Consider the following 23,630-nt stretch of genomic DNA (forward strand, 5'->3'; position numbering starts at 1 on the left):
ACAGCCCTGAACGCAGGGTGGCTCAGCCTTTTTCGTCAATACCTGCCTGGAGTGACTGACTGTCCAGATGACCGCTAAGCGTCACCGGGCCGACTTTCAGGTTGCCGTTTTCAAGGGAAACCTTCGGTGCGTTTTCTTCGGTTTTGTGTGGCAGGTCCAGGCCGGCTTTCACACCGTAGTCGAGATTGCTCAAGTCGGTGCTGCTGACCTTCGAACCGCCCAGATCGACCTTGCCTTCGGTGGCGGAAATCCGCGCGCCGGTCAGCTGCGTAGCGCCGTCGACGGTGAGGTTCACACCCTGGCTAGCGCTGATGCCGGAGGCCTGTTTCACGCTGTCCTTGTGCGCGTATTCGCCGTCGACTTTCAGCCTTGGCTTGTAGTCGGTGCCCGCGAGTTTGCCCTTGTCGTCGGCCGGGGTCTTCTTGGCGGTCAGGCCCAGATCGACATCGACCTTGGCGTGAGTGCGGGAGTCCTGACGGCTTTCGACCGACAGATCACCCGCCACGTTGCCGCTGACATTGCGCGCATCAATCCGCGCACCGTTCAGGCTCGCATCACCGCCACTGTTCAACACCACCGTGTCAGCCTTGATCTGGCTGTTCTGCTGGGTGGTGCCTTGCAGGTAATCCACGCCAACTTTGGCTCCGGCGTTGAAGCCGTGGTCGCTGCTGACTTTTTCATCGGCGGCGGTTGGTGTGCTTTGGCTCAGATTGCCGCCGGCGCTCAACGCCACATTCCAGTTGTTGCGGTGGTCGGTGGACTGCGCGGACTCCTGAACGAAGCCGCCCTTCTGCGCGTCGATGTTGACGTTTGGGGCGCTGACCTGAGTGCCTTGCAGATGCACCGAATCACCGCTCAGCGCGATGCCGTTCTGACTGTTGAGCTGGCCACCGTTGAGGGTCTGGGTGTTCTCGTTGACCCGACCGATGTTGAAGTTGCCGCTGAGGTTGCCGCCCTGATCACGGCTCTTCTCGCTGCTGGTTTTGCTGCCACCCGCCTTCAGGCCGCCGCCGAGATTGCTGCCGGTGGCGACGTGCGAATCGGTGGCTGCTTGCAGGTCGAGTTTGCCGCCAGCCTTCAGATCGATTGCGCCAGCACTGTCGATCTTCGTGCCCTGCTGAACCTGATTGCCGCCGCTGCTCAATTGCACCGGGCCGTTGCCGCTGATACTGGCGACGTGGGCCTGGCTGTCGGTGGTCTGGTTGCCTTTGTGATCGAGCTGGAAGCCAGCGCCGAGATCGACATTGGTGCCGTCGGTGCCCGGCAAGGTGCCAACGGTCAGCGAACCGTCGCCGCGCAGGCTGGAGCTGTCGCTGCTCTGGCGGTCGTTGGCCTGATTCAGCGCCAGATCACCGCCGGTCTTGACGCTGACACCGCCCTGGCCGCCATCGAAACGGCTGCCTTCGAACTGGGCATCGCCGCCGACATTGATGTTTACGCCCTGATTGCCAGCGTAACCGCCGACCACTGCCGTGGAACTGTCTTTGCTCGACTGGCTGCTGCCACCCGCGCCGCTGCCGGCCACGTTCACGTCTTCACCGGTCTTGGTGTAGACGCGCACATCGACCTTGGCATCCACCGAATTCTCGGTGCTGCTGCGGGTGTTACTGGCCGCGTCGGCCACCAGTTTGTCGGTGCTGATGTTCACTTTTCCGGCGCTGGCGTCGTACTGGGTGCCCTGGTCGTGCAGCGTGCCGCCGACCTTCACGTCCACGGTCTGGCCGTCGAACCGGCTGACCACGGCGTTGCTGCCCTGCTCGGTTTTATCGGCGCTGGCATGACCGATTGCCACGTCGATACCGACGTTCGGCTGACCGAGATTGGCCAATGCGTCCTTGTCCGGCACCTTGCCGTCGAGTACTTCCTTCACCGCGCCGGCAATCGGCCGGGCGATGTCTTTGTACTCGACGTTGGCGCCGATGTCCGCCGACCAGTTGCTCTCGCTGTGAGTGCTGCTTTCGGTGTTGCTGGCGGCGCGGTTGTCCACTTCGTTGGCGACGATGTTCAGACCGTTGCCGGACTTGAACTGTGCGCCTTCGGTGGCGAGTTGGTCAGCGTTGATGTTCAGGCTGCCGCTGCTCTGCACGTCGGTGGTTTGCGCGGTGGTTTTAGCGGTGGTGTCTTGCGAAGTGCTGTGCGAAAAGTCCACGCCACTGCCCGCGCGGTCGAGACCGCCGGTGTAGTAGAAACCGCCGCCGGTGCTGCGGGTTTCGGTCGAGGTGCTGTGGCTGTCCTGCTCGGCCAGCAACGAGACATTCTTGCCACTCAGGGTGGTGTCGCCAGCGGTGGATTTCACCTCGGCGCCCTTGAGCGTCACGTCGCCGCCCGCCTTCACTTGCACGCTGCCGCCGCTGAGGCTGGAACCTTGCTGGGTGACATCATTGGCAGTGACGGTTTGCGCCTTGTCTTCGTAATGCACGCCGGCGCGATACTGCTCCGCCGTCTGCTCCTTGGCGTAGGCGTCGAAGCCACGGGTCTGTGTGCTGTTGCTGCTGTCGTGGGTGTTTTGCGTCGAACGCACATTCACCTCACCGGCCGCCTCCGCCGTCAGCGAACCGCCGGCTTTGACTGTGGAGCCGGCAACTTCGATGTCCTTGGCGCTCTTGAGCTTGAGGTTGCTGTCGGAAGCCAGCTCGCTGCGCACCGTGGTGCTGTCCTTGCTGTTCTGGCGCGACTCGTCCTTGGTGATGCCAAAGAACTTACTGTCCTTGTCGTGGTTGTTGCTGTGCGAGGTGTCCTGCACGCCGTCGATGGTCAGCGAACCGTTGTCGCTGATCACGCTGGCGTCCTTGGCGCCACGCACCTGGCTGCCGCTGATGCGCACGTCGTCAGCCTTGACCACCAGTTTGCCAGCCGCGTTGATCTTGCTGCCCTGATGCTGGGTCTGGCCCTTGTCGGCGTCGCCGGTCTTGCCGAAGAAACCGCCGCCGACCAGATCACCGGAATAACGGTTGTCGCTGCTGCGATGGATGCGGGTCGCGGTGGTGATTTCCACCTGTTTGCCGGCCAGTTGCAGATCACCGGCGCTGTTCAGTTCGGCGCCTTCGGAACGCAACAGTGCAGCGGTTTGCAGCGCGATGTTGCCACCCTTCAACTGGCTGGTGATGCTGCGCTGCTCTTCGCTGCTGCTGTCCCAATCGGCTTTCCACAGGTGTTTGCGGTGCTTGCCCTGATCGGTATGGGTGTGGCTTTCAGTAGCGGCGGTCAGGCGCAGGTCGCCGCCGCTTTGCACGCTGAGGTTGTTCTTCGCGTCGACCTTGGCGGCTTTCAGTTCGGTGTCTTTGCCAGACGACAGTTGCGCGTCGCGGCTGGCGACGATCTGGCTGCCATGCTGGCGTGAATCGCTGTCGGTCTTGGTGCGTTCGTAGGTTTCCCAGGTAATGCCAATGGTGCTGTTGTTCCAGTTCTCGCGTTGCTCCTGGAGCTTGCGGCTTTCGACAGTGGTCAGGGTCAGATTGCGTTTGGCCTCGACCTTCACGTCACGACCGCTGACATCGGTGGCGGCCAGGGTCAGGTCCTTGCCGCTGTGCAAGCCGACGTCGCCCTGGCCGCTGCGAATGCCGGCGCGGGTCACGTCGAGGCTGTCCGGGATTGCCTGACCGCTGACGATCAAGTCGCCCGCCGAACGAATCTGCACACCGTCACGCCCGGCGACTTGCACCCCGCCCACTTTCACGCCCGCGCCTTCTGCGGTGCTGACGATGTTGATGCGCCCGGCCTGCATCGCGCCGAACAGGCTGGCGTCGATGCGTTGATCGGTGGTGTTGCCCGCCGGGTCCACGGCTGTCACCTGGCCGCTGGCGTAGTCGATCTGATTGCGCCCGACCGTGAGGTTCAGTTGATCGCGTGCAGTGATTGCGCCCTGGCTGTCAATGCGCGGTGCGATCAGGTTGATCGAGCCTTCGCCGTTGCGCAGGCCGCCGCTCTGAATCTGCAACTGGCCGGTGGCGTCGCGGGTGCTCAGCGCTTGCAGTTTGCCGTCGTTCAGCTCGGGACGGCCGACCACCAGATTGGCGTTCGGCGTGTTGATGAAGCTGCCGCCGTTCACCGAAATGCCGTTCGGGTTGGCGAGCACGTAGTCGGCCGCGCGACCGAAGATTTCCTGGGCGCCGTTGATGGCCGACGGGTTGCGGCTGATCACTTCGTTGAGGATCACGCTCGCGGCCTGGCCCTGCAATTGCGGGTTGGCCGCCAGTTGCCCGGCGAGCTGCGATTGCCCGGCCTGCAAGGCGTTGTTCAGGACGAGGCCCTGGCGGTCGACGTTGTAGTCGAGGAACCGGTTGTGCGACAGGCCCGAGCCGTTCGGTGCGACGATGTTGACGATCGGCACGCCGCCCTGGGTCTGCAATTGCGCGGTGCCGCCGGGGCCGGGTGCGACCACCACACCGCCGGCCATGGCGCCCGGCAGATGAGCGACCAGGAACAGGCTGGCGATGGCCCAGCGCAGTTTGCCCCGTGGGGAAAGATGAAACGCAAAGGTGTTCATTGGCATAAAAAACTCTCCATGTAGTGCGGCATCACGTTGCGCGTTGAGTTAAAGGCCACGGCTGTCGCGCTCAGGTCCGATGGCTGTTGTTCACTGACGTTCATATCTGTAATCCGACCCGCATCAGCCAGGTTTCGGGATCGTGGTGCAGGCCGGTCGGGGTTTGGAGGCTGCGTTGGTAATCGACATCCACTTGCAGGTTTTTCCAGCCCAGGTTGAGGCCGATGCTGGCACCGCTCAGGCGTTGGCCCGAAGTGCCGTGATCGGCCTTGATCCAGCCGTGGTCGAGGCCGACGCGCGGGGTCAGCTGCACCGGCAAATCGCTGCGCAGCGGCAGGCGCAGGGTGTTACGCCAGATCGCGCCGCTGGCCCCGGAAGCACTGCTGACCCGGTAACCGCGCACGGCGGAATCGTCGGTGCCGAGCAACTGCTCGATCGCCGGCAACGGATCCGGGCTGTACTGCAAATTGAGCTGGCTCTGCCATTGCCAGGCTTGCGCGCCGAGCTGGCCGTTGCGCCACTGGCTGAGGCCGGCGCGGTACTTGCGAAATTGCGCTTTGGGCAGGTTTTTGACCTGGCGATCGGCATCGTCGTCGGCACCGAACCAGCGCAAGCCCTGGGCGTAGTTGACGTCAAGATTCCACACCGCGCGATCGAGCCAGAACAGATTGAGCCCGGCCTCGGCCACGGTCAGGGTCGGGCTCTGAATGCCGAGGCGGACGTTTTCCAGATAGCTGTCGACATCCTTGTGCGCCAGTTGCAGGTTGGCGCTGAGCTGATGGCTCTGGTCGCGCCACAACACACGGTCGGCGCGCAGGCTGAGCTGATCGGTGATGCCGGTGCTGTAAAGGGTCGCCGTGCTGAGCTTGAACGGCGCACGATATTCGGCGTGGCTGGCGAAGGTGCTGAACGTCCAGTAGCCGTAGGGAATTGCGTAATAGAGGCTGGCATTGCGGCTGTAGCGGTCGCCCCGGTTGAGGGTGTCGCTGGCGCTGAGGCTCAGCAGATCGTTGAGTTCCAGCGGACTGTCGACGGTCAGGCTCAGCGTGTCCCGGTCACGACCGGTGCTGGCGCTGCCGAGGTTGTCGAAACCGGCACCAAGTGCCCAGCGTGACTGCCCGGAAGTACGTGAACGCAAGATGATTTTTGACGCACCGGGCTGGCTGCCGGGGGCGATGTCGGCGGTCAGATCGAGCGAGCGCAGGCGGTTCAACTGATCCAGTCCTTGCTCCAGATCCCGCAGATTCAGCGGTTTGCCGAGCATTCCGGGAAACGCCCCGCCGAGCGACACCGGCAGGCTTTGGTCCGCCAGCTCGATGGACTCGATGTAGCCTTCATCGATCAGGATATCCAGCGATTGCCCCGCTGCCGGCGCACTGCTCAAGTACGGCCGACTGGCGATATAGCCCTTCTCCACGTACAGCGCGGTGATGGTCGCCAGCAAATGGTTGATCTGGCCGACGCCCATGCACGGCGCCAGCAGCGGTTTGATGCGGGTGTTGAGCTTGTCTTTATCGATCAGCGTAACGCCGCCGATGCGCGTACCGCTCAGGGGCCAGCAGCGTTCGTCGGGTTTGATCGATTCAGGAATGGCCGGGGTGGCAGGCGTCGGGCCGAACGCGCCGCGCTCCAGTTGCCGCTTGCGCTGTTCGAGTTGCAGCTGTTGCAGATCACGCTGTTGCAGTTGCTGCTGGCGCAGCACCTCCTGGCCAGGGACTGGAGCTTCGGCGGCGAGAACGCTGGGCGCACACACACTCAACAACAAGGCCGACAACAGCGGGCGTGGCAGAGAACGACTACGAGAAACAGCGCAAAGCAAATACGGCACTCAACATCCTTGCAATCAACTGGCTTAATGCCACCCCATCAATAGCGGTGATAGTCAGAGCCTTCCTACGCAAATGCAAGACGCTTCCTACAGCGCTTACATTTCTTAAACAAATGATCAGCTTTTCTTTCAACACCCCCATCTGACGACCGGCAATAAAAAACAATTGCCACAAAATATTACTAGCGTCATATTACAGCCGTAATAACGATCTGATTTTTCTGGTATTAGCCGCAGGTATTACGCCATGACCAGCATGCCCACCGTAGAACCCGATCTCGCCGTTCCGGTCAGCGCCCCCAAACCTCCCCTGCTCAAACGCCTGCTGCTGCCCACTGCGGGTCTGGCCGCGCTGGTGTTCGCCGGGCTGTACGCCGTGCATTGGTGGGGCGCCGGGCGGTTTCTCGAGGAAACCGACGATGCGTACATTGGCGGCGACGTCACCGTGATCGGGCCGAAAGTCGCCGGTTACATCGAGGAAGTGCTGGTCAGCGATAACCAGAAGGTGAAGGCCGGCGACGTGCTGATCCGCCTCGACGCCCGCGACTACCGCGCCAATCTGGCCAAGGCCGAAGGTGCGGTCGCCGCCGAGGAAGCGCTGCTGGCCAACCTCGACGCCACTGAACAATTGCAGCAAGCGGTGATCGGCCAGGCCCGCGCCGGCATCGATGCCGCCGGCGCCGAAACCGCGCGTTCGCGAGACGACAACGCACGCTACAAACGCCTTGTGACCACCAACGCAGTCTCGGTGGAAAGCGCGCAACGGGCCGACGCCACCTTCAAGACCGCGCAAGCCTTGAGCGCCAAAGCCCAGGCCGAACTGCTCGCCGCGCAACGCCAACTCACCGTGATCGAAACCCAGAAACAACAGGCCCGCGCCGCCCTCCAGCAAGCCCGGGCCGAACGTGATCTGGCGCAACTCAACCTCGGCTACACCGAACTGCGCGCCCCGGTCGACGGCGTGATCGGCAACCGTCGTGCGCGGGTTGGCGCCTATGCACAGGCCGGTTCGCAACAGTTGTCGGTGGTGCCGGCCAGCGGTCTGTGGGTCGATGCCAATTTCAAGGAAGACCAACTGGCGCGGATGAAACCCGGCCAGCGCGTGAGCATCCGCGCCGATGTTTTATCCGGCCAGGAATTCCACGGCCGCCTCGACAGCCTCGCCCCGGCCACCGGTTCGCAGTTCAGCGTGCTGCCGCCGGAAAACGCCACCGGCAACTTCACCAAAATCGTCCAGCGCGTGCCGGTTCGGATCCTGCTCGACCCGGCGGACGGCGTGCTCGGCCATCTGCGTCCGGGCCTGTCGGTGACGGCTGAAGTCGACACCCGCGCCCAACCTGAAACCACCGCCGTGGCCAGCGCGCCATGAGCACCGCCCTCACCGCCTCCGCGCAGCCATTCAATGCCGCCGAGATGGCGACGGCGACCAAAGTGTTCGCCTTCGCCACAATGTGCATCGGCATGTTCATCGCGCTGCTGGACATCCAGATCGTCTCGGCCTCGCTGCGCGATATCGGCGGCGGATTGTCCGCCGGCACCGATGAAACGGCGTGGGTGCAGACCAGTTACCTGATCGCCGAAATCATCGTGATTCCGCTGTCGGGCTGGCTGTCGCGCGTGTTCTCCACACGTTGGCTGTTCTGCGCATCAGCGGTCGGTTTCACCCTGGCCAGCCTGCTCTGCGGCATCGCCTGGAACATCCAGAGCATGATCGCCTTTCGCGCGCTGCAAGGGTTTCTCGGCGGGTCGATGATTCCGTTGGTGTTCACCACCGCGTTCTTTTTCTTCACCGGCAAGCAGCGGGTCATCGCCGCCGCGACCATCGGCGCCGTGGCTTCGCTGGCACCGACGCTGGGCCCGGTGATCGGTGGCTGGATCACCGACGTTTCGTCCTGGCACTGGCTGTTCTATATCAACCTGGTGCCGGGGATTTTCGTCGCCGTGGCCGTGCCGATGCTGGTCAAGATCGACCAGCCGGAACTGTCGCTGCTCAAGGGCGCGGATTATCTGAGCATGGTGTTTCTGGCGCTGTTTCTCGGCTGCCTGGAATACACCCTCGAAGAAGGCCCTCGCTGGAACTGGTTCAGCGATCAGACGATTTTGACCACCGCGTGGATCAGTGGCCTCGCCGGCTTGGCCTTCATCGGCCGCACGTTGCACGTGGCCAATCCAATCGTCGACCTGCGCGCGCTCAAGGATCGCAACTTCGCCCTCGGCTGCTTCTTTTCCTTCGTCACCGGGATCGGCCTGTTCGCGACGATTTACCTGACGCCGCTGTTTCTCGGCCGGGTGCGCGGCTACGGGGCGCTGGACATTGGTCTGGCGGTTTTCTCCACCGGGGTGTTCCAGATCATGGCGATTCCGCTGTACGCCTTTCTGGCCAACCGCGTCGATCTGCGCTGGATCATGATGGCGGGCCTGGCGTTGTTCGCGTTGTCGATGTGGGAATTCAGTCCGATCACCCACGACTGGGGCGCCGGAGAATTGATGCTGCCGCAAGCCCTGCGCGGGATTGCCCAACAACTGGCGGTGCCGCCGGCGGTGACGTTGACGCTCGGGGGACTTGCACCGGCGCGGCTGAAGCATGCCTCGGGCCTGTTCAACCTGATGCGCAATCTGGGCGGTGCAATCGGGATTGCCGCGTGCGCGACCATTCTCAACGACCGCACCAACCTGCACTTCACGCGGTTGGCGGAGCATCTGAACAGCAGCAATGAAGCGGTGAATCAGTGGCTGGCCCAGGTCGGCGGCAACTTTGCCGCGCTGGGTCAGAGCGGCGACGTCGGCCTCACCGCCAGCCTGCGTCAGCTATGGTTGCTGACCTACCGTGAAGCGCAGACGCAAACCTACGGCGACACGTTCCTGATGATCATGGTGTGCTTCGGCATCGCCACAGCGATGGTGCCCTTGATGCGCAAGGTGCAACCACCGGCCGCGCCGAGTGCCGATGCCCATTGATCGATCAGGCTTGCGGGGTTTTACGGAAGCCCACGGCCAGACGGTTCCAGCTGTTGATGGTGCTGATCGCGACGCTCAGGTCGACCATTTCTTTGGGCGAGAACTGAGCGGCGACCACTTCATAGTCTTCGTCAGGGGCGTGGGTCAGACTCAGTTGGGTCAGGGTTTCGGTCCACAGCAGCGCAGCGCGTTCACGCTCGGTGAAGAACGGCGCTTCACGCCATGCGGTCACGGCGAACAACCGGCGCGGGGTTTCGCCGCCCTTGATCGCGTCGGCGGTGTGCATGTCGATGCAGAACGCGCAGGCGTTGATCTGCGAAGCACGCAGCTTGACCAGTTCGATCAGGGTCTTTTCCAACGGTAGTTTGGAGACAGCGGTTTCCATGGCGATCATCGCTTTCAGGGCATCTGGGGACGCGGTGTAGAAATCGATACGAGGTTTCATCGGGGATCTCCGGGGCAAGTGAATGTGTGGCTACGTTAGTCCCGGGGCCGGGTCAGGCAAATAGCCAATCTCCAGGAAGTCGGGTAGGCCATTGCATTGGCGTTAGAAAAGAAAGTGTTGAAGGACAATTGCCAGCGCTCGTTCTGTGCCACTAGAATGCGATCAATTCTTAATTGCACAGTTTTCGCACTCACGACCGCACCCCCTGGCAACGGACGCCCGAAACGAGTATCTGCCCTTCATGTCGTCCCTCGATCAGCCGTTGAATCAGCAAGTCCAGACGCTCTACAGCGAACACCACGGGTGGCTGCAGGGCTGGCTGCAGCGCAAGTTGGGCAATCGCTGCGATGCGGCCGACCTGGCGCACGATACGTTCCTGCGACTGCTTACCCGTCAGGTGATCAAACCGCTGGGCAACGAGCCTCGAGCACTGCTGACGCACATCGCCAAGGGTCTGGTGATCGACCGCTGGCGGCGTCAGGACCTCGAGCGTGCATATCTGGACACCATCGCGCACCTGCCCGCCGCCGAAGTGCCGTCGCCGGAAACCCGCTACCTGATTCTGGAAACCCTGTGGCGCATCGAAGCGCTGCTGCGCGAACTGCCGGAGCAGACCCGCGAGACCTTCCTGTTGTCGCAGATCGAAGGCCTGACCTACGCGCAAATCGCCACGCGCCTGAATGTTTCGCTGATTACCGTCAAACGGCACATGCGTGCCGCGTTCATTGCCTGCCTGAGTGTCGCCTGATGAATTCGTCGATGATCAATCCGCAGATTCTCGGCGAAGCCGCCGACTGGCTGGTGCAACTGCATTCCGGCACCGCGACCCCGTCCGATCATCAGGCCATCGCCCAATGGCGCACCCGCAGCGCCGAGCACGCCATCGCCTGGCAACGGGCCGAAGCCCTGCTGGGGGATTTGCGCAGCGTGCCGGCCAACGTCGCGATCCAGACCTTGAAACGCGCGTCCCGCAAGGAAGGCCTGAGCCGTCGCCAGACCCTCACCCGCCTCGGCTTGCTGTTGATGGCCGGGCCGCTGGGCATCGCCTCGCAACATGTGCCGTGGCAGCAATGGACCGCCGACCAGCGCACCGCCGTGGGCGAACAAAAGAACCTGCAATTGCCGGACGGCACGCAATTGGTGCTCAACACCGACAGCGCCGTGGACATCGCTTTCAGCCCGGTGGAGCGTCGCGTCCTGCTGCTCAACGGCGAAGTGCTGATCAACACCGCCGCAGACGCCAGCGCTCGTCCGTTCATTGTCGAAACGCCGCAAGGTGCAGCCCGCGCGCTGGGCACGCGATTCTGCGTGCGCACCGAGGGTTCGCGCAGTCAGGTGTCGGTGCTCGACGGCCAGGTTCAGATCACCCCGCAATTGCTCACACAAAGTGCGACTCTCAAGGCCGGCGAGCGGCAGCGCTTCAAGCTCAACGGCTTCGACAGCGCCGAAACCTTCGACACCGCGTCCCTTGCCTGGGACAAAGGCATGCTGCTGGCCAGCAACATGCGTCTGGACGAATTGCTCGGCGAACTGAGCCGCTATCGCCGGGGCGTGCTGCGCTGCCATCCGGACGTGGCGGCGATGCGCGTGTCCGGAGCGTTTTCCCTGCGCGACACCGACGCCAGCCTGCGTCTGCTCAGCGACACCCTGCCGCTGAACATCAACAGCCTGACCCGCTATTGGCTGTCGGTGGAACCGCGTGTCTGAGCCCTCGGAAAATATTTTCAATATTTGCTGATACCTTTTCGCGACTCGTCCGGTGAGTGGATAGACCTTTCAATTCCACGCCCCCGACAGGAACACCGAATGACCGCAATGCCATCGCCCCGTCCCGCCACGTTTGCGCTCAAAGCCCTGAACCTGAGCCTGGCCCTGGCCTTCAGCGCACTGCTGCCGACCGCCGCCCACGCCGCCGACAGCGTCAGTGAAAGCGCCAGCCGCAGCGTCAACATCGGCCCCGGCCTGCTCAGCCATGTGCTGGCGCAATTTGCGGTCAGCGTCGGTGTGCCGCTGTCGTTCGATCCGGCGCAACTGGGCAATCGCCAGAGCCCCGGCCTGCAAGGCAGTTACACCGCGCAGAGCGGTTTTGCCCGGTTACTGGAAGGCAGCGGTTTCGAGCTGATCAGCACCGGCCACAACGGTTATACCGTCGCCCCGAAAGTTGTGGCGGACGGTGCGCTGGAACTGGGCGCCACCAACGTCAGCGCCCTGCGCGACGACAGCGGCGATACCTACGGCGGCGAGCAGGTCGCGCGCCGCGCGCAGATCGGCATGCTCGGCAACCAGGAGGTCAACGACCTGCCCTTCAGCGTCACCAGTTACACCGCCAAGACCATGGCCGATCAGCAGGCGCAAACCGTCGGCGATGTGTTGCTCAACGATGCCTCGGTGCGCCAGTCCAACGGCTTCGGCAACTTCTCGCAAATGTTCATGATCCGCGGCTTGCCGCTGGCCTCTGATGACATTTCCTATAACGGCCTTTATGGCGTGCTGCCCCGGCAGATCATCGCCGTCGAGGCGCTGGACCGGGTCGAACTGTTCAAGGGCCCGAACGCCTTCGTCAACGGCGTGACCCCGAGCGGCAGCGGCATCGGTGGCGGGATCAACCTGCAACCCAAACGCGCGATGGACACGCCAACGCGCAGCGTCACCCTCGACTACAGCGCCGACGGCCGGGTCGGCGGGCATCTGGATCTGGGCCAGCGCTTCGGCGAAGACAACCGCTTTGGCGCGCGGGTCAACCTGATGCAGCGCGAAGGCGACACCGCCGTCGATGACGAAGATCAGCGCTCGTCGCTGTTCAGCGTCGGCCTGGACTATCGCGGCGATCGCCTGCGGGTCTCGACCGATTTCGGTTATCAGAAGCAGGTGATCAATCAGGGGCGCTCGGTGATCTATGTCGATTCGAGCCTGACAAAAGCCCCCAAGGTGCCGCACGCCAACGCCAGCTACGCCCAGAGTTGGAGCTACTCACAACTCGAAGACACCTTCGGCATGGCCCGCGCCGAATACGACCTCAACGACAACTGGACCGCCTACGTGTCCGGCGGCGCCAAGCACACCCGCGAAAACGGCGTGTACTCGTCGCTGACCGTCACCGACCTCAACGGCAACGCCCGTGGCGGCATGCTCTATTCGCCACACGATGAAGACAATAAAAGCGCAATGGCCGGGCTCAACGGCCGCTTCGACACCGGCCCCGTCACGCACCAGTTGAACCTCGGCTGGGCGGGCATCTGGGGCGAGCAACGCTCGGCGTTCGAAACCATCGGCGCGGCCGGGCGCTACAGCACCAACCTGTACAACGTCACCGACAAACCGCGCCCGACGCCAACCTCGTTTGCCAGCGACATCAACGACCCGCGCATCACCGGCAAGAACATCCTGCGCAGCGAGGCGATTTCCGACACCCTCGGTTTCGTCGATGACCGCATCCTGCTGACCCTCGGCGTGCGCCGCCAGGCACTGAAAGTCGACGGCTGGAGCACCGCCACCGGCGCCCGCACCTCCAGCTATGAAGAATCGATCACCACCCCGGTCTACGGCCTGGTGATCAAGCCGTGGGAACACGTGTCGTTCTACGCCAACCGCATCGAAGGCCTGGCCAAGGGCCCGACGCCGCCGACCACGGCAATCAACCGCGACGAAACCTTCGCCCCGGTGCGCAGCAAACAGATCGAGGCCGGCGTGCGGCTGGACATGGGCAGCTACGGCGCCAACCTCGGCGTCTATCGCATCGAGCAACCGTCGAGCTACACCCAGGACGGGATCTTCCGGGTCGACGGCCAGCAGACCAACAAAGGCGTGGAACTCAACGTCTACGGCGAACCACTCGACGGCCTGCGCCTGCTCAGCGGCGCGACCGTGATGAAGACTGAACTGGAAGGCAGCAGCAACGGCGTGAATGACGGCAACCGCGCCGTCGGGGTACCGCGCTTCCAGTTCAACCTCGGTGCCGACTGGGACGTTCCGGGCCTCGAAGGCGCCGCCCTCAGCGCGCGGATGTTGCGCACTGGCGGTCAGTACCTGAACGCGGCGAACACCCAGAGCATTCCGGCGTGGAACCGCTTCGACCTCGGCTCACGCTATGCCTTCAAACTGGATGAAAAGCAGATCACCCTGCGGGCCAATCTGGAGAACGTCGCCAACGAAGCCTATTGGGCTTCGGCCAACGGCGGTTACCTGACTCAGGGCACGCCGCGTACGCTGAAGGTTTCGGCCACCGTGGACTTCTGACCGCTCGTCATCCGGCCGGCACCAAGGGTTCGGCGCGTCTGACCAATATCAGGTGATCCCCTTTCCGGAGACAGACCATGATGACGCGCAAACTCACCTCGCTGTTGCTGATCGGCCTGCTGGCCAGCGGTTCGGCCGCCACGTTCGCGGCCAACGACGGCGCCGATGCCACGGGCACCAAATCCGGCTCCACCAGTGGTTCACAAATGCCGCCCGACAACACACCGGGCTCGCCGTCCGGCGGCAGCGGTGCGGGTGGCGGCACCGGCACCAATGGCGGCGCCAGCGGTTCGGGCTCGGGAGCTGGAGGTGGTACCGGTTCGGCCGGTGGCGGTACGGGCGGTGCCGGCGGTGGCACGGGCGGCTGAACGAACAAGAGCAGGTCATGGTGAAGACCATGGCCTGTGGCTGAACCCGATTGGTTTTTTGTCAGCGATCCGAGCGCAGCAATTCGCCGAGGCCGACGTCCATCGACAACACGGCCGCGCGATTGCGGCCGGCGTTCTTGGCCTGATACAGCGCCGCATCGGCACGCTGGATGAACAGCTCCGGGCTGTCGTTGCCCAGCGGAATGAAGGAATAGCAGCCCAGGCTCACCGTGAGATAACCGGTGGGCGAGCCGCTGTGGGTGATGTGTTTGTCCATGACGCTGCGGCGAATCTGCCCGGCAATTGCCAACGCGCCGTTGATGTCGGTGTCCGGCAGCAACACCGCGAACTCTTCACCGCCATAGCGTACCGCCAGATCGGATTTGCGCTGGCAGCAGTTTTTCACCACCTGCGCGACCTGCGTCAGGCAATGGTCGCCGGCCACATGGCCGTAGGCGTCGTTGTAGCTTTTGAAAAAATCGATATCGAGCATGATCAGGCTGACCGGACTCGACTGCCGTGCGCCCCGGGCAAACTCTACCTCCAGCGAACGCTCGAACAGGCGCCGGTTGGCCAGCCCGGTCAAACTGTCGTGGGTGGCGATCTGCTCCAGCGCCCGCTGGGCCTTGCGCAGGTTTTTCTCGATCCGCTCGCCATCGCGCACCTGATGAATGAACACCCAGCCGAACAGCCCCACGCCGAGCATCACCAGCGCCACGATCACGCTGGACTGGAACGCCCGGTCATGCCAGCCCTGAAGAATCGTGTCCCGCGACGAAGAGGCGGCCACCACCAGCGGATAACTTTCCAGCTGCCGGTAACCGTAAAGGCGCGTCACGCCGTCGACCACTGAATCGATCATCGCCGTGCCAGCAGAGGCATTGGGCAGCAGCTTCCCGTAGATCTCGCCCTTGGCCAGCGAGGTGCCGATCAGAGACTCGTCGAACGGCCGACGGGCGAGCAAGGTGCCGTCGGTCAGGCCGAGGAACATGGTGCCGTTGTCGTCCAGGCTGAAGCTTTTGAAGAACTGGTCGAAGTAGGACATCTTGATCCCGGCCAGCAACACGCCCTGGAAGTTGCCGGCATGGTCGTTCACCCGTTTCGAGATCGGGATGATCCACTCGCCGTTCTCACGGCTGCGGATCGCCGGGCCGATATGCGCCACGCTCGACACGTTCTGCTGGTGAAACTTGAAGTACTCGCGATCCGCCACGCCGTTGCCGCGCGGCAGATCCGGGAACGAGGTAATCACCCACTGACCATCGCGATCGAACAGAAACAGCCCGTGCAACTGCTCCAGTTGCTGCACCCGTCGGGCGAAGGTTTTCTGCAGACGCGGCTTCTGCGTCGTGCCGTAGCCATCGTCCTGAATCCAGTCGACGAGGCTGGTCATGACCAGATCAGCCGCCTGAAAGGTGTCTTCGGCCTGCTGCGCCATGGCCCGGGTCAGGTTCGCCGACGACATCTGCGCGGTCGCCAGATCCTGGCGCCGCGACTGCTCGATCTGCAAATACAGCAAACCGGACAGGCTCAGACACACCGCAACGATGAACAACACCGCCGCCTTGCGCAGGGGCAAACGCTTGAGGGTGCCGCCGGGGGCCTGGTGCGGATCGTGAATGGGGATAGGCAAAAGCGTGTCCTGGGCAGGTACGACAGGGGCAAAGGCCCGAAACCCTTGTTTTTTGTGAGCGTAGCCCACCGGGTTGTGTGGGGCAACCAAGTGCCACCGCGACAATCCCGACCCTGTTGCTATCGGCGCGCAGGGCAATTGGATGACCTGCCGCGCGAATTATTTTTGCCTGCCCGTTTTTTGCCCGCATCAGCCCTGACGGGCCAACCGCCGCATCGCACTGTGCAGATGCGCCCGCGCACTTTCCGGATCGCCCTCGCGCATCTGCTCGTACGCCCGTTGCGCAACCGCGTGCGGCACCGGTTTCAACACCCGTTGCGTGGCCATCGCCAGCAGTTGTACTTGGGCGGCACGCTCCAGGTAATACAGATCGTCCCATGCTTCGGCGATGGTCGGCGCCGCGACAATCACCCCGTGATTTTTCAGGAACAGAATGTCGGCCTCGCCCATGACTCCGGCGATCCGGTCGCCTTCACGCTCGTCCAGCGCCAGCCCGTTGTAATGCTCGTCCACCGCCGTGCGCCCGTAGAACTTCAGCGCGGTCTGACTCAACCACAACAGCGGCGGCCCTTCCAGCAGGCACAACGCGGTCGCGTTCGGCATGTGGGTGTGGAACGCGACTTTCACCCGAGGCAGCCGCTGGTGCAGGCGCGCGTGAATATAGAAAGCAGTGGCCTCCGGCTGGCCCTCGCCGTCCACCACGTTGCCGTCGAAGTCGCAGACCAGCAGGTTGTGCGCCGTCACTTCGGAAAACGCATAGCCGTAGGGATTGACCAGAAACAGGTCATCGTGTCCCGGCAACATTGCCGAAAAGTGATTGCAGATCCCCTCCTCCAGCCCGTGCAGCGCCGCCAGTTGAAAGCACGCCGCCAGCTCTTGGCGGGCGGTGATGATGGCTTCGCTGTCGAGGTTCAACGAGCCGAAATGCGCGGGTCGGGCGCTGCCGGTAAGGATATGGGCCATAGCGAAACTCCTTTTATTACCAGCCGAGGGACGCGAACAGCGGGAGCACTTCGTCCAACGTGTTGAGGATGGCGTCGGGCCGATAGTCCGGCAGCAACTGACGACCGGTCCCGCGATCGATCCATACGCAGCGAAAATGCATGTCGCGGGCCGCCGTGTGGTCGAGCATCGGGCTGGCGCAGATGTGCACCACCTGATCGCGGCTGACGCCCAATTGCTCATGAGCGTAGTCGAACAGCCTCGGCGCCGGTTTGTAGGCGCCGGCCTGTTGCGCGGTGATCACCCGGTCGATGTGACCACCGAGTTGAGCGACGTTGCCGGCGATGATGTCGTCATCGGTGTTGGAGACGATGCACAGCTTGAAACCCTTGGCCTTGAGCTGCGCGAGGGTCTCGACGACTTCGGGAAACGGCGGCATCTGCGGGATCGCGGTGGCCAGACGCTGACTGTCTTCGCTGGCACTCGCCAGGCCCAGTTCTTCCAGGGCCAGTTGCAGGCCGAGGGTGCTCAGCTCGCGAAACGAGCGGTGCGGCGGCGTCTGTTCCAGGCGATGTTCGTGGCGGTCGTAGACCTTGATCAGGCGCCCGGCGTCAACCCGGTGCTCGCCCTTCTCGCTCAGGATCCGTTCGGCCACGGCGCGCAGGCCTTCGTCCCATTGAATCAAGGTGCCGTAGCAATCGAAGGTCAGCCATTGCGGGCGCGGTGTGTTGATCAAGGTCATGGGGGCATTCCTCTGCAAGTGAGGGCTTCAGCTTATGAACTTGGGGTGATAGTGTGAAATTAAATAAATAGCCAACCGTCAGTTGCCAAGCAAATATCGAGACCGCCGCCATGCTGGATCTGGAACTGCTGAAAACCTTCGTCTGCGTGGTCGATGAAGGCAGCTTCACCCGCGCCGCCGAACGCGTCCACCGCACCCAATCCACGGTCAGCCAACAGGTGCGCAAACTCGAAGACCTGGTCGGCCACGCCCTGCTGTTGCGCGACCGCACCGGGCTGAACGTCAGCGTCACCGAGCACGGCGAACTGCTGATCCACTACGCCCGCCGCCTGCTGGCCTTGTCCGCCGAGGCCAGCGAAGCACTGGCCAGCGACCTGGATCTGGAGATCCTGCGCATCGGTATGCCGGAAGATTTCGACGCCCGGCGTATGGCGCTGATCCTCGCGGGTTTTACCCGCAGCCACCCGCAAGCGCGGCTGGAAACCGTCAGCGGCATGAGCCTCGACTTGCGCCAACGCCTCGACAGCGGAGAAATCGACATCGCCCTGATCAAACGCGAACCCGACAGCGGCCCGGCCTGGGCGACCTGGCCGGAACGACTGGTTTGGGTCAAGGGTGCTGAGTTCGACTCATCCAGTGGCGTGTTACCGCTGGCATTGTTTCCCCAGGGCTGCCTGTACCGACAACGGGCAATCCGCCTGCTCGACGTGGCGCAACGCCCATGGCGTGTGGCCTTCGGCAGCCACAGCCTGACCGGCATTCAAGCGGCGGTGGCCTCCGGGCTCGGGGTTTCGGTGCTGCCGGCGTCGGCGGTGTTGCCGGAGCATCGGGTGTGCACGGACTTGCCACCATTGCCGCCGACGGAGCTGGCGCTGGTCAGCCGCGAAGGGGTGTTGAGTGGATTGCAGCGAGGGTTGGTGGAGTTTCTGCGGGGGGAATTGGGGGTGGATGCGGGGGGATTTGCTTGATCCCCCAAATGGCGCTGAGCTCAGGGCTTGTTGACTTCGCGCAGCAGGTCTGCGACCGGGAGGCTCATGGTGTTTGAGTAGTAGGGTTTGTAGCCCCAAGCGGTAATGACGACTTTGCAGGGGACCTGGAGCTTTCCGGACAACAGGCCATTCAACTCCTGAGTTGAAAGAAATTCCTGAGTTGAACCGTTATTTACGGTCTGCCTTAAAGTTGCACTCGTCACGTAGTTGTATTTCCCACCTGCCTTGTTGGCCTCATCTACATCAATCAGTCCGTACGCCGAATACCTGAAGCGGTTAGTGATAGAGAAGTCCTGATCGTCACCCAGCGCACATTTCAGAGTTGTCGAAGCGGCGCCTTCCCTCATTCCTCTCCCAAACAGATCCAAAAGATTTACATCAGAGCCGTAGTAAATTTCGTAATACAGGCCGTTGGGCTTTCTCTCTATCGCCAGAAAATTGAGATTTGCAGGCTGGACCGTATGGTTTTTAGCGCAGGCTGAACACAAGGTAATCAGTAGAAGTAAAAGAGCGTTTTTCATATCAGCAAACGTCCTTGTTGATAGCTTCAAACATAAGGTCACTGGCTGACTTTCCCTGAGCGATGGGCCTGGTGAACATCGCTTGGGCATTGGCGTGGTTCGTATCCATATTCACATTGACATTGGGTCCACTGACCACTTGCCACTTCTCTCCAAAGTCGGCTACCGAATCGGACTGATCGGGCCTCGAGGGTGTGGCTTTGATATTGATCCAATAATCGGCCACCGGCGTCGGTTTCTCTCCGTATATATCAGATCCCAGCCACACCAGAGTGCCCTCCCCCACAGGATCCAGCGTTACCAACATATTGATCCTGTATCCCCACTCAGACATGACACGGGTCAAGTGGGCTCCGTTCCATCCACCCAAACTATGGCCCACTATATAGATAGGGCAGGATTTATAAGGAATCAGGTTCAGAACATATTTCTGAATATCCTTCTTCCCCCGAACCTCGTTGTACCCAAGCCACTCGGATTTATACTTGCCCTCTTTTTCCAGCTTACCGTTTCGATCATCAAAGCCAGATTTAGCTTGGTTAACGTTTTCAAAGGGGCCGGAAAAGTAATAGCTCTCCTTGTCACCCGCCCCGCCGATAAAAAAAACAACCGCCTTGGTACTCTCCACCGGAACAGCCTTCACACTGACATCCTTCTTGTCCGTCAGCGTATGTTCCTTGTGCAGCTTGTAATTGTTGCCTTTCTCGCACGTGACCGTTTCCGCACCCATGCCTCATTCCTCCAGAAACAGTTTGATGGTTTCCGGAAGGTGCGAACTGATCGTGTGGGTAAAACCGGCGGCGTCAGACACGCCGTGCTCCATCCGACCGTCCGCGCGCTGAATCATGTACGGATGATTCGGCATCGGTTCGCCGGTCGTGTCGTTCACCAACTGCAACTTGTCGGTGAAGTGCACCGGCATTGGCAGCAGGCCGCTGAAAGGGGCGTTCACCACGGTATCGCCGATGATCACGGTGCCAGATCCACCGATGACCACATTCCCATGCCCACCGGTACTGTCCAGGGTGGCGGCGTTCAGGCCATTGATAAAAACCGTCGAGGCAACGCCACCGGTAATCGGACTGCCGCACGCCGACTTGTCGGTCATTCGCGCAGCGGGCAGCCCGTCGAAATTCACATTCGGTGAACCGCTGACAATCGGGTTGGTGCCATGCCCCGGCAATGGGCAAGCGGTCGGGTCGGTCACTCGGGCAGCGGGTTTTCCGCTCATGAAAAAGCTCCTTGCAGTATCGCGTCATCATCCGTGGGGCGCGCAGCATGAACAAAGTCCTTCCATTGATCAAACCCGATTGCAAAAAAAAACAGGCGCCTGAAAAGGCGCCTGTTTTTTATGACCGGTAACCGCTCCGGTCAACGCGACGGCGGCACTCGAATGTCCCCCGCCCGGCACTGGGTTTTCACGCCCTTGCCGCAGGCGCCGAATTGCAGGTCCTTGCCCATGCACACGCGCACTTCCGAGAGTTCCGGGCCGTTGCAGATGACGGCGATGCCGTCTGAGGGGATGCCCGGATTGCTCCTGCGGAACAGGTCGGCAATTTCCTGCGCTTCGAAGTAATAAGAGCTACTGAATGGTTGCAGCTCTTCCGGGATTTTTACCGCGGCCACGGCTTTGTCCGCTTCGTCCAGATAACCCATCGCGCCGAGGCCGCTGCAGGTGCCGTGCTTGCTCCATTCGTGATCGAGCAGTTTTTTGGTCGGGAACAGCGTCAGGCCTTTGGCCGTTTCGGCAGCCGACAGGTTGGTCAGTGGCGGGCAGGATTCAGGCCAGCCGCCCTTGGCGTATTGCGGCCACAGGCCATGCAGGACAAAACCGTAGCCCTTGCCGGTGCATTGAGGGTCGTCCTTGTGGGTCAGGCAAAAGGTCGGCGACCAGGACAACGTCAGCAGGTAGTAATCGAATACCCCCGCCACCGATTCCGCCTTGCTGGCGGACGACTGGCGTGCCGAACTCAGGCCGATGCTACCGACCGTCAGCGCAATCAGCGCCATAATTGTAAAAAGCTTTTTCATGTTCCCGCTCCTTGGGACGCGTGCGTCCGTGGTTTCTGTGGCCTGACCATCACTTGGTCAGACGCTGATTGAGTCATGCCCGTGTTGCAAGCGCATGACGCAGGGCAAAACCTGCATTACTTTGAAAGGACTACGATGAAGTTGAAATCACCACAGGGAACCGACATGAGTAAAGCAGACGAACTCGCCGCGAAACTCAAACAAACCCGGCACACCCATGCTGACGAAATCACCTGCGCCGACCTGGAAATCGATTGCTGGCCGGCTCAGGTCTACGCCTTGTATCACCGTATCGAGGGCTGGTTGCAACCGGTCACCGAGGTAGGCCTGAAGATTCGGCGCAATCCTACTCATGTTTGCGAAAGTTCGCCGGATGGCGAGACCCACGACTACGCCATCGACCAGTTGATCATCGAAGCCAACCACCACAGCCTGACGTTCGATCCCATCGCCCGTTTCACCGAAGACGGCGCCGGGCGCGTGCAGATCAACCTGCCGGGCAAGGAAACCTCGCTGCTGCGCACCGTCGACGAACACGGCGAAAGTCACTGGTGGTTGCAGACCATCGAGACCGGGCAACAACTGGATGCGATTGCGTTGACGGAAAACAACCTGCTGTTGGTAGTCCAGGAAGGGCTCGGTCTGTAGGCCGGACCTGACAAAACTGTAATCCGCCCCTCAGCCAGCTGAAAGCTGCCGCTGGTTAGGCTCCCCGTCATTGGTCAAACGGGGACTTCCAGCGCATGCCTTCCACCACCTCAAGACGCACTTTCGTCAAAGGCCTCGCCGCCAGCGGTCTGCTCGGCGGCCTCGGCCTGTGGCGCACGCCGGTCTGGGCCTTGAACAGCCCCGGCCAGGTGAACGAGTTAAGCGGCACCGACTTCGAGCTGTTCATCGGCGAAACCCCGGTCAACTTCACCGGCCAGCCCCGCACCGCGATGACCATCAACGGCAGCCTGCCCGGCCCGCTGCTGCGCTGGCGTGAAGGCGACACGGTGACGTTGCGGGTGCGCAACCGGCTCAAGGCAGACACATCGATCCATTGGCACGGCATTCTGCTGCCGGCCAACATGGACGGCGTGCCGGGCCTGAGTTTCAAGGGCATCGAGCCGGGCGGCGTGTACGTCTACCAGTTCAAGGTTCGCCAGCACGGCACCTACTGGTATCACAGCCATTCCGGCTTGCAGGAACAGGCCGGCGTCTACGGGCCGCTGGTGATCGACGCCCGGGAACCGGAGCCGTTCCAGTACGACCGCGACTACGTGGTGATGCTCAGCGACTGGTCCGACGAAGACCCGGCCAGCCTGATGAAGACCCTGAAAAAGCAGTCCGACTACTACAACTTCCACAAACGCACCGTCGGCGATTTCATCCACGACGTCGGCGAAAAAGGCTGGGGCGCCACCGTCGCCGATCGCACGATGTGGGCGCAGATGAAGATGAATCCCACCGACATCGCCGACGTCAGCGGCGCCACGTACACCTTCCTGATGAACGGCCACGCCCCGGATAACAACTGGACCGGTCTGTTCCGCCCCGGCGAAAAGCTGCGGCTGCGGCTGATCAACGGCTCGGCCATGACCTACTTCGACGTGCGCATCCCCGGCTTGAAAATGACCGTGGTCGCCGCCGACGGCCTGAACGTCAAACCGGTCAGCGTCGACGAGTTGCGCATCGCCGTGGCGGAAACCTATGACGTGATCGTCGAGCCCGCCGCCGACGCCTACACCCTGTTCGCCCAGGCCATGGACCGCACCGGTTACGCCCGAGGCACCCTCGCCGCCCGCGCCGGTTTGTCGGCCCCGGTGCCGGCGCTGGACCCGCGACCGCTGGTGACCATGGACGACATGGGCATGGGCGGCATGGATCATGGCTCGATGGACATGAGCGGCATGGACCACGCCAGCATGAACATGGGCCCGATGCAGTCGCACCCCGACAGCGGAAAGGACAATCCGCTGGTGGACATGCAAGCCATGACCACCGCCGCGAAACTCGACGACCCCGGCCTCGGCCTGCGCAACAACGGCCGCCGCGTGCTGACCTACGCCGACCTGCGCAGCACGTTCGAAGACCCGGACGGCCGCGACCCGAGCCGCACCCTCGAGCTGCACCTCACCGGCCACATGGAGAAATTCGCCTGGTCATTCAACGGCATCAAGTTCTCCGACGCCGAGCCCCTGCGTTTGAAGTACGGCGAGCGCATCCGCCTGGTGCTGGTCAACGACACGATGATGACCCACCCCATTCACCTGCACGGCATGTGGAGCGATCTGGAAGACGAAAACGGCAATTTCCAGGTGCGCAAACACACCATCGACATGCCGCCCGGCTCCCGCCGCAGCTACCGCGTCACCGCCGATGCGCTCGGCCGTTGGGCCTATCACTGCCATCTCCTGTACCACATGGAAATGGGCATGTTCCGCGAAGTGCGGGTGGAAGAATGAGGAC

General features: G+C 62.3%; 19 protein-coding genes. 9 read left to right on the forward strand and 10 right to left on the reverse strand.

Annotated elements, in window-relative coordinates:
- Positions 1 to 22: 22 nt before the first annotated feature.
- Together CAF63_RS17250 and CAF63_RS17255 are read right to left on the reverse strand one after the other, a co-directional pair.
- Entirely contained in the window at positions 23 to 4,492 is a 4,470-nt protein-coding gene (locus CAF63_RS17250) for a hemagglutinin repeat-containing protein (protein ID WP_085686697.1), read from the reverse strand.
- 94 nt (positions 4,493 to 4,586) lie between these two features.
- A complete protein-coding gene (locus tag CAF63_RS17255) occupies positions 4,587 to 6,314 on the reverse strand; it encodes a ShlB/FhaC/HecB family hemolysin secretion/activation protein (RefSeq protein ID WP_085686699.1) in 1,728 nt (575 codons plus the stop codon).
- Positions 6,315 to 6,561: 247 nt separating this feature from the next.
- Between CAF63_RS17255 and CAF63_RS17260 the strand changes: the two genes are divergently transcribed.
- Both CAF63_RS17260 and CAF63_RS17265 read left to right on the forward strand, forming a co-directional pair.
- Complete coding sequence (locus CAF63_RS17260) at positions 6,562 to 7,683, forward strand: HlyD family secretion protein (RefSeq protein WP_085686701.1); 1,122 nt, start codon at positions 6,562 to 6,564, stop codon at positions 7,681 to 7,683.
- Positions 7,680 to 9,272, forward strand: a complete 1,593-nt coding sequence (locus CAF63_RS17265) for a DHA2 family efflux MFS transporter permease subunit (RefSeq protein ID WP_085686703.1) — start codon at positions 7,680 to 7,682, stop codon at positions 9,270 to 9,272. Before CAF63_RS17260 ends, CAF63_RS17265 begins: the two co-directional genes overlap by 4 nt.
- 4 nt (positions 9,273 to 9,276) lie before the next feature.
- Here the strand turns inward: CAF63_RS17265 and CAF63_RS17270 are convergent, their stop codons facing one another.
- Positions 9,277 to 9,717 carry a carboxymuconolactone decarboxylase family protein gene (locus CAF63_RS17270; RefSeq protein WP_085686706.1) on the reverse strand — a complete coding sequence of 147 codons (441 nt, stop codon included), beginning with the start codon at positions 9,715 to 9,717 and terminating at the stop codon, positions 9,277 to 9,279.
- A 241-nt stretch (positions 9,718 to 9,958) separates the two neighbouring features.
- Between CAF63_RS17270 and CAF63_RS17275 the strand changes: the two genes are divergently transcribed.
- The 4 genes from CAF63_RS17275 (at position 9,959) to CAF63_RS17290 (ending at position 14,321) form a co-directional block, all read left to right on the forward strand.
- Positions 9,959 to 10,465 carry a sigma-70 family RNA polymerase sigma factor gene (locus tag CAF63_RS17275; RefSeq protein ID WP_085686708.1) on the forward strand — a complete coding sequence of 169 codons (507 nt, stop codon included), beginning with the start codon at positions 9,959 to 9,961 and terminating at the stop codon, positions 10,463 to 10,465.
- Positions 10,465 to 11,424 carry a FecR domain-containing protein gene (locus tag CAF63_RS17280; protein ID WP_085686710.1) on the forward strand — a complete coding sequence of 320 codons (960 nt, stop codon included), beginning with the start codon at positions 10,465 to 10,467 and terminating at the stop codon, positions 11,422 to 11,424. Before CAF63_RS17275 ends, CAF63_RS17280 begins: the two co-directional genes overlap by 1 nt.
- Positions 11,425 to 11,523: 99 nt before the next feature.
- Positions 11,524 to 13,953: a TonB-dependent receptor gene (locus CAF63_RS17285; protein ID WP_085686712.1), complete on the forward strand. Its 2,430-nt coding sequence runs from the start codon at positions 11,524 to 11,526 to the stop codon at positions 13,951 to 13,953.
- A gap of 77 nt (positions 13,954 to 14,030) precedes the next feature.
- Positions 14,031 to 14,321: a hypothetical protein gene (locus tag CAF63_RS17290; protein WP_085686714.1), complete on the forward strand. Its 291-nt coding sequence runs from the start codon at positions 14,031 to 14,033 to the stop codon at positions 14,319 to 14,321.
- Between the two features lie 61 nt (positions 14,322 to 14,382).
- On the opposite strand, the gene CAF63_RS17295 is transcribed toward CAF63_RS17290, so the two are convergent.
- The 3 genes from CAF63_RS17295 to CAF63_RS17305 all read right to left on the reverse strand — a co-directional run bounded on the left by CAF63_RS17295 (position 14,383) and on the right by CAF63_RS17305 (position 17,638).
- Positions 14,383 to 15,954: a GGDEF domain-containing protein gene (locus CAF63_RS17295; RefSeq protein WP_085686716.1), complete on the reverse strand. Its 1,572-nt coding sequence runs from the start codon at positions 15,952 to 15,954 to the stop codon at positions 14,383 to 14,385.
- A gap of 189 nt (positions 15,955 to 16,143) precedes the next feature.
- The gene (locus CAF63_RS17300) at positions 16,144 to 16,917 is read right to left on the reverse strand and encodes an aldolase (RefSeq protein ID WP_085686718.1); all 774 of its coding nucleotides are present in this window, start codon (positions 16,915 to 16,917) and stop codon (positions 16,144 to 16,146) included.
- A 16-nt stretch (positions 16,918 to 16,933) separates the two neighbouring features.
- Entirely contained in the window at positions 16,934 to 17,638 is a 705-nt protein-coding gene (locus tag CAF63_RS17305; protein WP_085686720.1) for a haloacid dehalogenase type II, read from the reverse strand.
- A 110-nt stretch (positions 17,639 to 17,748) separates the two neighbouring features.
- On the opposite strand from CAF63_RS17305, the gene CAF63_RS17310 reads away from it, so the two are divergent.
- A complete protein-coding gene (locus CAF63_RS17310; RefSeq protein WP_085613159.1) occupies positions 17,749 to 18,606 on the forward strand; it encodes a LysR substrate-binding domain-containing protein in 858 nt (285 codons plus the stop codon).
- A 20-nt stretch (positions 18,607 to 18,626) separates the two neighbouring features.
- Here the strand turns inward: CAF63_RS17310 and CAF63_RS17315 are convergent, their stop codons facing one another.
- The 4 genes from CAF63_RS17315 to CAF63_RS17330 form a co-directional block, all read right to left on the reverse strand.
- Positions 18,627 to 19,148 carry a hypothetical protein gene (locus CAF63_RS17315; protein ID WP_085686722.1) on the reverse strand — a complete coding sequence of 174 codons (522 nt, stop codon included), beginning with the start codon at positions 19,146 to 19,148 and terminating at the stop codon, positions 18,627 to 18,629.
- A 1-nt stretch (position 19,149) separates the two neighbouring features.
- A complete protein-coding gene (locus CAF63_RS17320; RefSeq protein WP_085686724.1) occupies positions 19,150 to 19,878 on the reverse strand; it encodes an alpha/beta hydrolase in 729 nt (242 codons plus the stop codon).
- 3 nt (positions 19,879 to 19,881) lie between these two features.
- Positions 19,882 to 20,379 carry a PAAR domain-containing protein gene (locus CAF63_RS17325; RefSeq protein WP_011335137.1) on the reverse strand — a complete coding sequence of 166 codons (498 nt, stop codon included), beginning with the start codon at positions 20,377 to 20,379 and terminating at the stop codon, positions 19,882 to 19,884.
- Positions 20,380 to 20,519: 140 nt separating this feature from the next.
- Positions 20,520 to 21,179: a ribonuclease T2 gene (locus tag CAF63_RS17330; RefSeq protein WP_085608249.1), complete on the reverse strand. Its 660-nt coding sequence runs from the start codon at positions 21,177 to 21,179 to the stop codon at positions 20,520 to 20,522.
- Positions 21,180 to 21,344: 165 nt separating this feature from the next.
- On the opposite strand from CAF63_RS17330, the gene CAF63_RS17335 reads away from it, so the two are divergent.
- Both CAF63_RS17335 and CAF63_RS17340 read left to right on the forward strand, forming a co-directional pair.
- Positions 21,345 to 21,827, forward strand: a complete 483-nt coding sequence (locus tag CAF63_RS17335) for a hypothetical protein (protein ID WP_085686726.1) — start codon at positions 21,345 to 21,347, stop codon at positions 21,825 to 21,827.
- 95 nt (positions 21,828 to 21,922) lie between these two features.
- Positions 21,923 to 23,626, forward strand: coding sequence for a copper resistance system multicopper oxidase (locus CAF63_RS17340; protein ID WP_085686728.1), 1,704 nt, complete (start codon positions 21,923 to 21,925; stop codon positions 23,624 to 23,626).
- Positions 23,627 to 23,630 lie beyond the last annotated feature (4 nt).

The organism is Pseudomonas sp. B20(2017), assembly GCF_002113125.1.
In the GTDB taxonomy this organism is placed as follows: Bacteria; Pseudomonadota; Gammaproteobacteria; order Pseudomonadales; family Pseudomonadaceae; genus Aquipseudomonas.

What these genes read in the sequence shown, in the direction of transcription:
- CAF63_RS17250 (WP_085686697.1), bottom strand. Translation starts at nt 4,492, where the DNA reads ATGCCAATGAACACCTTTGCGTTTCATCTTTCCCCACGGGGCAAACTG.
- CAF63_RS17260 (WP_085686701.1), top strand. Translation starts at nt 6,562, where the DNA reads ATGACCAGCATGCCCACCGTAGAACCCGATCTCGCCGTTCCGGTCAGC.
- CAF63_RS17265 (WP_085686703.1), top strand. Translation starts at nt 7,680, where the DNA reads ATGAGCACCGCCCTCACCGCCTCCGCGCAGCCATTCAATGCCGCCGAG.
- CAF63_RS17270 (WP_085686706.1), bottom strand. Translation starts at nt 9,717, where the DNA reads ATGAAACCTCGTATCGATTTCTACACCGCGTCCCCAGATGCCCTGAAA.
- CAF63_RS17275 (WP_085686708.1), top strand. Translation starts at nt 9,959, where the DNA reads ATGTCGTCCCTCGATCAGCCGTTGAATCAGCAAGTCCAGACGCTCTAC.
- CAF63_RS17280 (WP_085686710.1), top strand. Translation starts at nt 10,465, where the DNA reads ATGAATTCGTCGATGATCAATCCGCAGATTCTCGGCGAAGCCGCCGAC.
- CAF63_RS17285 (WP_085686712.1), top strand. Translation starts at nt 11,524, where the DNA reads ATGACCGCAATGCCATCGCCCCGTCCCGCCACGTTTGCGCTCAAAGCC.
- CAF63_RS17290 (WP_085686714.1), top strand. Translation starts at nt 14,031, where the DNA reads ATGATGACGCGCAAACTCACCTCGCTGTTGCTGATCGGCCTGCTGGCC.
- CAF63_RS17300 (WP_085686718.1), bottom strand. Translation starts at nt 16,917, where the DNA reads ATGGCCCATATCCTTACCGGCAGCGCCCGACCCGCGCATTTCGGCTCG.
- CAF63_RS17305 (WP_085686720.1), bottom strand. Translation starts at nt 17,638, where the DNA reads ATGACCTTGATCAACACACCGCGCCCGCAATGGCTGACCTTCGATTGC.
- CAF63_RS17310 (WP_085613159.1), top strand. Translation starts at nt 17,749, where the DNA reads ATGCTGGATCTGGAACTGCTGAAAACCTTCGTCTGCGTGGTCGATGAA.
- CAF63_RS17315 (WP_085686722.1), bottom strand. Translation starts at nt 19,148, where the DNA reads ATGAAAAACGCTCTTTTACTTCTACTGATTACCTTGTGTTCAGCCTGC.
- CAF63_RS17320 (WP_085686724.1), bottom strand. Translation starts at nt 19,878, where the DNA reads ATGGGTGCGGAAACGGTCACGTGCGAGAAAGGCAACAATTACAAGCTG.
- CAF63_RS17325 (WP_011335137.1), bottom strand. Translation starts at nt 20,379, where the DNA reads ATGAGCGGAAAACCCGCTGCCCGAGTGACCGACCCGACCGCTTGCCCA.
- CAF63_RS17330 (WP_085608249.1), bottom strand. Translation starts at nt 21,179, where the DNA reads ATGAAAAAGCTTTTTACAATTATGGCGCTGATTGCGCTGACGGTCGGT.
- CAF63_RS17335 (WP_085686726.1), top strand. Translation starts at nt 21,345, where the DNA reads ATGAGTAAAGCAGACGAACTCGCCGCGAAACTCAAACAAACCCGGCAC.
- CAF63_RS17340 (WP_085686728.1), top strand. Translation starts at nt 21,923, where the DNA reads ATGCCTTCCACCACCTCAAGACGCACTTTCGTCAAAGGCCTCGCCGCC.